This window comes from Thalassovita autumnalis (assembly GCF_001458255.1).
Taxonomy (GTDB): domain Bacteria; phylum Pseudomonadota; class Alphaproteobacteria; order Rhodobacterales; family Rhodobacteraceae; genus Thalassobius; species Thalassobius autumnalis.
This window is the reverse complement of the sequence record NZ_CYSB01000043.1, coordinates 1-7979: the sequence shown is the minus strand read 5'-3', so window position 1 is coordinate 7979 and position 7979 is coordinate 1. Positions and strand designations below refer to the sequence as shown.

The 7979-nt window shown below is 58.3% G+C and carries 12 protein-coding genes; 3 read left to right on the top strand and 9 right to left on the bottom strand.

Going from position 1 to position 7979, the window contains the following annotated elements; genetic code table 11:
* The 9 genes from TL5118_RS20010 to TL5118_RS19970 all read right to left on the bottom strand — a co-directional run.
* A partial coding sequence (locus tag TL5118_RS20010; protein ID WP_131727474.1) for a DEAD/DEAH box helicase occupies positions 1-551 on the bottom strand: 551 nt, incomplete at its 3' end.
* Entirely contained in the window at positions 545-1489 is a 945-nt protein-coding gene (locus TL5118_RS20005; protein WP_058243158.1) for a PDDEXK family nuclease, read from the bottom strand. The genes TL5118_RS20010 and TL5118_RS20005, both read right to left, overlap by 7 nt.
* A complete protein-coding gene (locus TL5118_RS20000) occupies positions 1489-1851 on the bottom strand; it encodes a hypothetical protein (protein WP_052077278.1) in 363 nt (120 codons plus the stop codon). Before TL5118_RS20000 ends, TL5118_RS20005 begins: the two co-directional genes overlap by 1 nt.
* A 65-nt stretch (positions 1852-1916) precedes the next feature.
* Complete coding sequence (locus tag TL5118_RS19995; RefSeq protein ID WP_058243159.1) at positions 1917-2426, bottom strand: DUF669 domain-containing protein; 510 nt, start codon at positions 2424-2426, stop codon at positions 1917-1919.
* A gap of 21 nt (positions 2427-2447) precedes the next feature.
* Positions 2448-3194: an ATP-binding protein gene (locus tag TL5118_RS19990; protein ID WP_058243160.1), complete on the bottom strand. Its 747-nt coding sequence runs from the start codon at positions 3192-3194 to the stop codon at positions 2448-2450.
* Complete coding sequence (locus TL5118_RS19985; protein WP_058243161.1) at positions 3194-3679, bottom strand: hypothetical protein; 486 nt, start codon at positions 3677-3679, stop codon at positions 3194-3196. The genes TL5118_RS19990 and TL5118_RS19985 overlap by 1 nt, the downstream gene beginning before the upstream one ends.
* Positions 3680-3690: 11 nt before the next feature.
* Positions 3691-3900, bottom strand: coding sequence for a helix-turn-helix transcriptional regulator (locus TL5118_RS19980; protein ID WP_027261246.1), 210 nt, complete (start codon positions 3898-3900; stop codon positions 3691-3693).
* Between the two features lie 160 nt (positions 3901-4060).
* Positions 4061-4969: a hypothetical protein gene (locus TL5118_RS19975; protein WP_058243108.1), complete on the bottom strand. Its 909-nt coding sequence runs from the start codon at positions 4967-4969 to the stop codon at positions 4061-4063.
* A 13-nt stretch (positions 4970-4982) separates the two neighbouring features.
* Positions 4983-6206, bottom strand: a complete 1224-nt coding sequence (locus tag TL5118_RS19970; protein ID WP_058243109.1) for a hypothetical protein — start codon at positions 6204-6206, stop codon at positions 4983-4985.
* 158 nt (positions 6207-6364) lie between these two features.
* Between TL5118_RS19970 and TL5118_RS19965 the strand changes: the two genes are divergently transcribed.
* The 3 genes from TL5118_RS19965 to TL5118_RS21540 form a co-directional block, all read left to right on the top strand.
* Positions 6365-6685: a helix-turn-helix domain-containing protein gene (locus tag TL5118_RS19965; RefSeq protein WP_027261243.1), complete on the top strand. Its 321-nt coding sequence runs from the start codon at positions 6365-6367 to the stop codon at positions 6683-6685.
* Entirely contained in the window at positions 6682-7602 is a 921-nt protein-coding gene (locus tag TL5118_RS19960) for an ImmA/IrrE family metallo-endopeptidase (RefSeq protein ID WP_131727473.1), read from the top strand. The genes TL5118_RS19965 and TL5118_RS19960 overlap by 4 nt, the downstream gene beginning before the upstream one ends.
* 165 nt (positions 7603-7767) lie before the next feature.
* Positions 7768-7979, top strand: a 212-nt coding sequence (locus TL5118_RS21540; RefSeq protein WP_370701696.1) for a hypothetical protein, incomplete at its 3' end; no start/stop codon positions are given.

Here is a 7979-nt window from a genome sequence, read left to right as displayed (position 1 = left end):
CGCACCGGCGCCTCATAGGCAATGTCGGTAAAGAGTGCGTCCTTGCCCTCATGCAGCATGCCGCTGCCAGTGCGAAACGGTGTGGCGGTGAGGCCAATCACCTTCAGCGCAGGATTGATCGCCTGCAGAGCGTCCAGAAAGCGCCTGTACATCGTGCTGGAATTGCCTGGGATCAGATGGGCCTCATCAATCAACACCAGATCGGTGTGGCCGATCTCATGGGCCCGGCGATGGATTGATTGGATGCCAGCAAACAGGACGCGGGCCTGCGCCTCACGTTTCCCCAAGCCCGCCGAATAGATGCCTGCCGGTGCCTCAGGCCAAAGCCCGATCATCTCGGCATGGTTTTGGGCGATCAATTCGCGCACATGGGTCACGATCAGGATGCGCTGATCAGGCCAAGCCTTCAGCACCCCTTCGATGAATGACGCCATGACGAGCGACTTGCCGCCAGCCGTCGGGATCACAACCAGAGGGTTACCCTTGTTGGTCTGGAAATAGCCGTAGATCGAAGAGATCGCAGCCTCTTGGTATGGGCGCAGGGTCAGCATGGCGCAGCCTCCGTATTGCGGGCGTCATTTGACCAGGAGGCGCCATCGTTCATGCGGTAGGTGACAATGTCGTCTCCCGCATCGATGACCTCACCCGGCACGAGATCGGGGATGAAGAGATGTCTGCCGCAGGCGGCCCGCTGCTCAGCAGGCGACAGCATTCTGTCATGACGCGCGCAGTGCCATCCACCATCAACGGCCGTAGAATGCAGGCAGGACCGACAGGTCACAGCGGCACCGCCACCCTCGTGGCAGGCAGCGTGGTGATCGCAAAAACGGCATTCAAACCAAGCCGGATCTTCGCTGATCCGCGCTGGCGGATGTTGGGCAAAGATAACCCGACCAGCCTTTTCCAGAAGGCGTTCGGCCATGGCAGGATCAGCCTCAACCCGTTCGATATGCAGCGCGTCAGTGTTCTTGCAGACCGCCATGTAGAGCGCGCGCGTAATGCCAGTCAGGTGCATGTAGATTTGCATCTGGGCGGCATGCTGCGGCTTGGATGCTACCACGCCTTTCGCGGTCAAATCGGCAAAGCTTTTTACGCCATGCGTTTTGAACTCCAGCACATGCCAGGTTTTCGGCGCCTCAAGCAGACCAAGGGCGACGCCATCGAGCGAGCCGCCAAAATGACCACCATGGGCCTCCACGCGGATTTGCCGTCCTGTTTCCGGATCCAGCTCCAAAACAGTGGCCCCGGTGGCACGTAGATTGCGCACCATACGGTCCTCTTCCAGCTGGCCTGTCTCGAACAGACGCAGCAGGCGGCCAGAAAAGCGTGACGGCGTCACCCAGCGGAAATCGTACCAGAGCGCGCGTGCGCAAGATTTACCGATGATGGATGCGCCGAGATGGTCACGGAAGCCATCACCCTGGCGGGCCTCGTAATCGGCGTAGATCGCCGTCAGCGTTGGCGTGAGTGGTGCGGGAAGATCAGCCATCACAATCCCTCCCGTTCGCTGCGGGCTTGGGCTTCGGCCAGAATGCCGCTCCAAGTTTCCGGGTCGTGGCGCTCACGCAGGACGCCGATCAGAGCATCTTTCAGCTTTTCGCGGCGACGGCGGCCGGTGCCTTTGGCAAGCAATTCTGCCCGTTCACGGCACAGGTGGCGCAACGCGGTCCGTGCCCGGTGGAACCAATCAGGGTCAATGGGCTTTTGCCCCCGTTGGCGTGCCAGATCAGCAGTCGCAATCTGCGTGCGGATCTTGGCAATATCGTCGTCGAGTTCGATCAAGCGGCGCTGGTCATCAGGCAAGCCGGGGCTGATCACGGCCCGAGGGGCCGCGTTATGCAGGTCAGTCATGGGAATATCCTTAGATGGGGTTGGGCGCTGCCCCGTCAGTCAGGGATGCGGAGCAGCGCGATTGATCAGCCCTTCTTGTTCCAGGGCGCGGAGGCCATCTTGGGCGGTGCGGAAGCGGCATGCGTTGTCGGCGGCGCTGACGAGGTTGCAGCAGGCTTTGCAGCCGTGGCACCCTCACCTTCAGGCGGCAGATAGGCGATGGCATTGCTCTCGCCGTAACCGTTCTTTGGGGGCTTGATCTTCACCTGGATCGTCATCGGGATCAGGTGCAGCTCCTCACTGTCACTGACATGCATCCGGCCCGTCGCATGGCAGATTGCCGACAGCGTCCGCTGTGCAATCTCGACCGTGGTCGGGTTCGGGTTCACCAGGTTCAGCTGATCAAAGATCTTCCGGCCTTTATGCTGGCCGTCCAAAATATCCAGCATCAACCAGAGAAACTGCCCCATACCGTTGCGGGTCACGCGCATTTCGCTCTCGACGATCTGAGCGCGGTATTTACCTGCGGGCAGCAGCTCGTAAGCGGTGGTGGGTTCAACGCTGGTGGCGTCAAAGGACGTATCAAAACGTGCCATGGTCGTATCCTTTCAAGGCAATCATTGGGATTGGGGCATGGCTGCGAGGAACTCTGACCACGAAAGCGGCAAAGTGTCCGGCAGGCCGTAACGGTTCTTGGCGAGGAAGGCGGGACGCTCTTCGGTGTGCATAACGCGCGCACCGGACCCGAGCGCCCGGGTCACCTTCTTGTTGAAGCCGACATCGGATTTGGCGACCGAAATCTGATAGTTGGCAAAAAGCACCACATCAGAATGCTCCTGCAACAACGCCGAGGCGCGGGTCTGCAGCTTGATCACATACCGGTCGTAAGGTTCGTGCTCGGGGCTATCAAACCGCTTGATGTCGGTATGAGCAATCTGGATGACGACCATCCCTTTGCGGTCGCGCAGCGCATTCAGCTTATCGAGATATTCACGCCAAATGGTCAGCGCCTCGGCGTAACCTTTGCCAAAGCCCGGGGTTTCGATCGACTGCCAGCCATTGCGTTTGCACGCCTCAGCCCAGATCAGCGGCTCGAGCCAGTCGACGCTGTCAACGACGACCGTGCCGTAGTCGTGATCTTCCTCCAGCAAGGCGTCGAGCGCTTGTGCAACTTCGGCATAACTCGTCGCCAACGGAAAATGCGGGACCTGCAATTTGCCAAGCCCATCCTCAGTCATGATGAACACCGGCGCGCCCGCGTCAGCGGCAAAGGTCGATTTACCCACCCCGGCCACGCCGTGGATCAGGATACGCGGTGGTTGGAGCACCGAACTGGTGCGCAGAGATGCAAGAGAAATAGCCATCAGCGCACCTCCTCGCCCAGCACCAAACGGAACTTGGGCTTGCCGGTCCGGACCGTACGCGCAGGCTCAAAACCCTTGCGCCAGCTTTCTGGCAGCGCCGTGTATTTGCGCTCAGACACTTTCAAAGTGGTATCGATGAACTCGGCCGGGTCCTCGCCTGCTGAGGCGATGTTTTCTGCGATCTGGGCGAGTTTTGCCTGATCCCAATCAATCCGTTTCGCCAAGTCGGCAATCACGGTGACGCCGTCATCCTCAAAGCGGATCGTGCCGGTGTCCTTGTCTGCCTCAGAGCGGCATTCGGCAGCACGCTCGGCGTATTTCAGGGAGATGGCACCATCGAGCCAATCCGAGACCGTCTTGGCCTGGGTCAGCTGCTGATCAGAAGCATCCCGCAGCATTGCCAGCTGACCAGCGGGCAGTGCCGCGATTTGGCCAACAGGCATGCGGTGGATATCGGCCAGTGTGATGTGGTTAGAAATTGTCATATTCGTCCCCCTTATGCCGACATTGGGCGGTGGGGCTCGTGGTCCGAGCCGCGGATTTGCTCGACCTCGAAAGCCTCGACGTCTTCGAGCCGGTAAATGACCCGACCACCGAGTTTGATGAATTTCGGGCCTTCGCCCGTCCACCGCCAACGCTCCAGCGTGCGATGTGAAATGTTCCAGCGAGCCGCCAGCTCGATCTGGGAAAGGTGTCTTAGCGCCATGTGAACCTCCTTGGGGTTTTTGCGAACACTTGCGGGATCACCATGACCGAGGGGCTGGAAGGCACCGTGGAGGCAACCGGGAGGCAGCGAAGTTAGATGCCTGAAAATGAAAAAAGCCGCCCCGAAGGACGGCCTCTTCATAGACAAACGTTGGGCAGGATCAGGGATCGATCCAGCAGTTTCCGTTCTCGACCTTGACGAAACGCCATTTGTCGATGCCGCGGCCAAAAGCCTTTTTCAGCGTGTTCACCTGACCACCATAGCCAGCCTCTTCAAGAACAGCGGCAAGACGCAGGACTTTTGACTTTGACCAATAGGCCGAAAACAGAATTTCCAAGAACCGACGCTGCTTGTCTCCGCGGAACGTGAGAGTTTCACCCCGATACCAGACGATCCCGCAATCATCCGAATGATCAATCGGGAACCGATGCTGCGCCTCGCCCGGGAAGACCCTTGCGCCGACGGCCTGCGGTGAGATGGCCAGCTTTCCAGGCGCTTTGGCCACATCGGTCACACTGATGATGATGTCCTTCTTACTCGCAGCAACAGGAAGGCGATCGCCTGGTGTGGACGTCAGGATGACACGGACCTCATCCGGCGGCCTGCGTTCCAGAAGAGCGCCAACCTTTCTCCACACCGCAGGATCTGAAAGCCGACGTGCAAACCAGACCGGCATGGGCGATTTCGCCCCCTTGAGCTGGATGGTGCCAATATCCCAGGCGACACTATCGATCAACGAGATCGGGCGCGCCGGGGCAGCGCGCTCGAAATCTACCAGCATCTTCGCGAAGAGCAGCGGGTAATCAACTGCAAGAGCTTCGATATCCTTGGCATCGACCGCAACCCACCGACCGATGCTGTTGTTGTATCCATACTGCCTGCGCTCGGCGCACCACTCTGCAGGGATGGGCTCGTCTTCGTAGTCATCCATAGCGGTGACGACCGGGATATGGCCGGATGCGACCATAAGCTTGGCCTCAAGCAACTGATCCGTTGCCCGAGGTGAAACTTGCCGCAGGACCGATGCCTGCACCTTGGCAGGACGGGTCTCCATGACCTGCAGCAGCATATCGACCGCCCGCTTAGTCAATGAGGTCACCGATGTCCGAGCCGTCGGTCAGAATGCCCCAACGGCGCAGATACTTGTCGCCGATCAGGCGCTCATGCGGGGTCATGTCCTTCAAATTGCAGCCATGTGGCATGGTCACCGTCAGCGTCAACGATTTGCCCCTCCCGCCGCTTGGGCCGGGTTGAAACTTGATTGTGAACCGCGCGCGCGTGACGATCCATTCAGGCGTTTCAGATGCAACGGACAGGACTTGCCCAGAACTGCCAATGTCGAGCCCAATTCTTTCTTCTGCCATTTCCCACACCGTGCGGTCGGCGCCCGACATGGTTTCGAGGACGATCCGTTCGTTAGGCTGGCCAACCTCCATAAGACGCAATTCTTTCACGGTGACGTCCGCTATGCCGTCATCAACGTCAGTCGGGAAGTCAAAGGGCTTCAACAGCATCCCAAGATGGTATTCCCGCAGCGGTATATGCTTTTCTTCGAAATCGATCCCAAGCAGGTCCCGCGCCATGTAGGCAGTGAGATCCCTCCGGTCTGCAATTGTATTGGCCACCACCTCTATGACGCCAGTATCCGCCTCGTAAGTCAGCGCAGCCTCAAAAACCGGCTTCACGATACGGCGTGACAATGTGCTGTTCGCGTCAAACCCAAGCATGTCCTCCGGCCGCCCTTCACGGTAAACAGCGACCTGAACGAGATCGCATTCCTGATCATCGAGGATGACGCGGTGCCGGTCGAAGACATCGACATGAACATGCGGCGTGTCGAAACGCTCGCGGATTGCCTTGGTGAAGTCAGCTACCGATACAGCATCCCGGCGGACCACGCGGTCCTTTTCTACTTCAAAGCCACTCCATGACCGGCCACGGCGCCGTTCATCATTGTAGCGGACCTCTTCAGCCTTACGAAACTGGTCTGGTTCATTCAGAAACACCCACAGCGAACGATTGTTAGCCCCCTCCAGTGTGTCGAACACCTGCCGGTTGATGACGACATTCTGCAGCGCATTCTGGCCCGGTTCGTCTGCGAGAGCAGCGACCTGACTGGCATTCATGACAACGCGTTGTTTTTCACGGTCGTCCATGTCGTCGACAGCTTTGATCAGCGGCTCGACGAGCTCCGCCTCAGGCTTGGTCCAATCGACCGGCGGAAGGGATGTGAACCCGGAGCCAGTAAAATAGTCATGCAACCGTGTGACGGGGGTCTTGCGAAGGAAGGATGCGATAGCAGTCATGGGAGCCCTTTCTGGCGAGGAAGATGGAGGAATCGGCGCAAAGCGATACGGTAATGTTCGATATATACCGAACAAACCGCCAAGTCTACTTGCGCGGAACGATTTTGTTCGGCATACCGAACAAGCTTCCTGCAACCAAGGAAAACAAGGATGATACTATGACCACGTCCCTAGGCGCCAAGATCAAGCGCCACCGCCAGGAGAAGGGATACTCCCTCGACAAGCTCGCGGAATTGACCGACTCGAGCAAGAGCTACATTTGGGAGTTGGAAAACCGCGACGCACGAAAGCCGTCCGGAGAAAAACTGACGCGGATCGCTCAGGCGCTCGAGGTCACCACCGACTATCTGCTGGACGAAAGCGAGGAGCCCGGAGATGCGGTTCTGAAGGAAGCCTTCTTCCGCAAGTTCAGCAAGCTCGCCCCTGACGACCAGGCGAAGATCAATCAGATGATCGATATGTGGGGAAAGAAGGATTGAGCCTGCCCACGACGCCGAAGGGTTGGGCAATCCGCCTGACGCAAATCCTTTCGCTGCATCAGGCAGCGCATGGGCTACCGCGGTTTCCAATCGATGTGACCGCACTAGCACAGGATGTCTCACGACAGGTATTTCCAGATGCACCGATAACTATGGTCGGCGGCCTGGATCTGTCTAAAGGCGTCGAGGGCATGTTGATGCCGAACCCTGATGGTTCCGGAGAGTGGGGCATCATTTACAACGACACAATCCGTTCGCCAGGGCGGCGGAATTTCACGTTGGCCCATGAACTGGGCCATTACCTGCTGCACCGGCAGACCAATCCCAACGGTCTCGAATGCACCAATCGCAACATGGCTGACTGGGATGAGGGGCGGAACGGGATCGAGGCGGAGGCCAATACCTTCGCCTCCTACCTTTTGATGCCGCTGGATGATTTCCGTGAGCAGATCAAAGGCCGGGCCATTTATATCGATCTGATGACTGATTTGGCCGACCGCTACGCCGTGTCACTGACGGCAGCGATCCTGAAATGGATGACCATCACCGACAAGCGGGCGATGATCGTGGTTGGCAAGGAGGGGTTTATCGACTGGGCATGGTCCAGCGAGCCGTTGTTGAAATCCGGCGTGTTCTATCGCGCACGGCAGGTGGTCACCGAATTGCCGCCGGACTCTCTGGCCGCGCAGGAAGTGGACTGGGATACTGGTCGTCACGGCCATCACCACCCGGCAGGAGTCTGGTTGGGGTCTGAGCCCGTCCATGAAATGACAGTGTTCTCGCCCAGTAACGACCAGATGACAATCTCGCTGCTGATTTATCCTGACCGCGCACCATCCCGATGGGAGATGGCCGAGCTGGAAGAAGAGCAGACCGTCGATACGTTCGACAAATTCATGGACGGTCGGACAGGCTGATTCGGCTCAGCGACAACGATCGGCACTCCGCGCACTTGCATATTCATTACGCAGAGATACGTGGCTCTACGCGCAGGCCGACCCTGTCCGTAAGATACTGATTTACTTGTGTTTTTGATATTTTGAGATACCTTTTGGGCATCATCTCAATCGCGAAAAGTCGCCATGCCAAAAAACACATCAGGCCCGATTTCGGGTCCCAATCCCCTATGCCCTGAGCGCATGTCAGCAGACGCGCGCCTCGAAGAAATTGGCCGCATCCTCGCTGCAGCTGTGGTTCGCCTGAACGTCGAACAGTCCAGCGATTTATCTTCTGAGAACGGAGACAGTTTCGTGGACTTATCGCCCCAAAAGAGCGGTGGTCGTCGTACAAAACG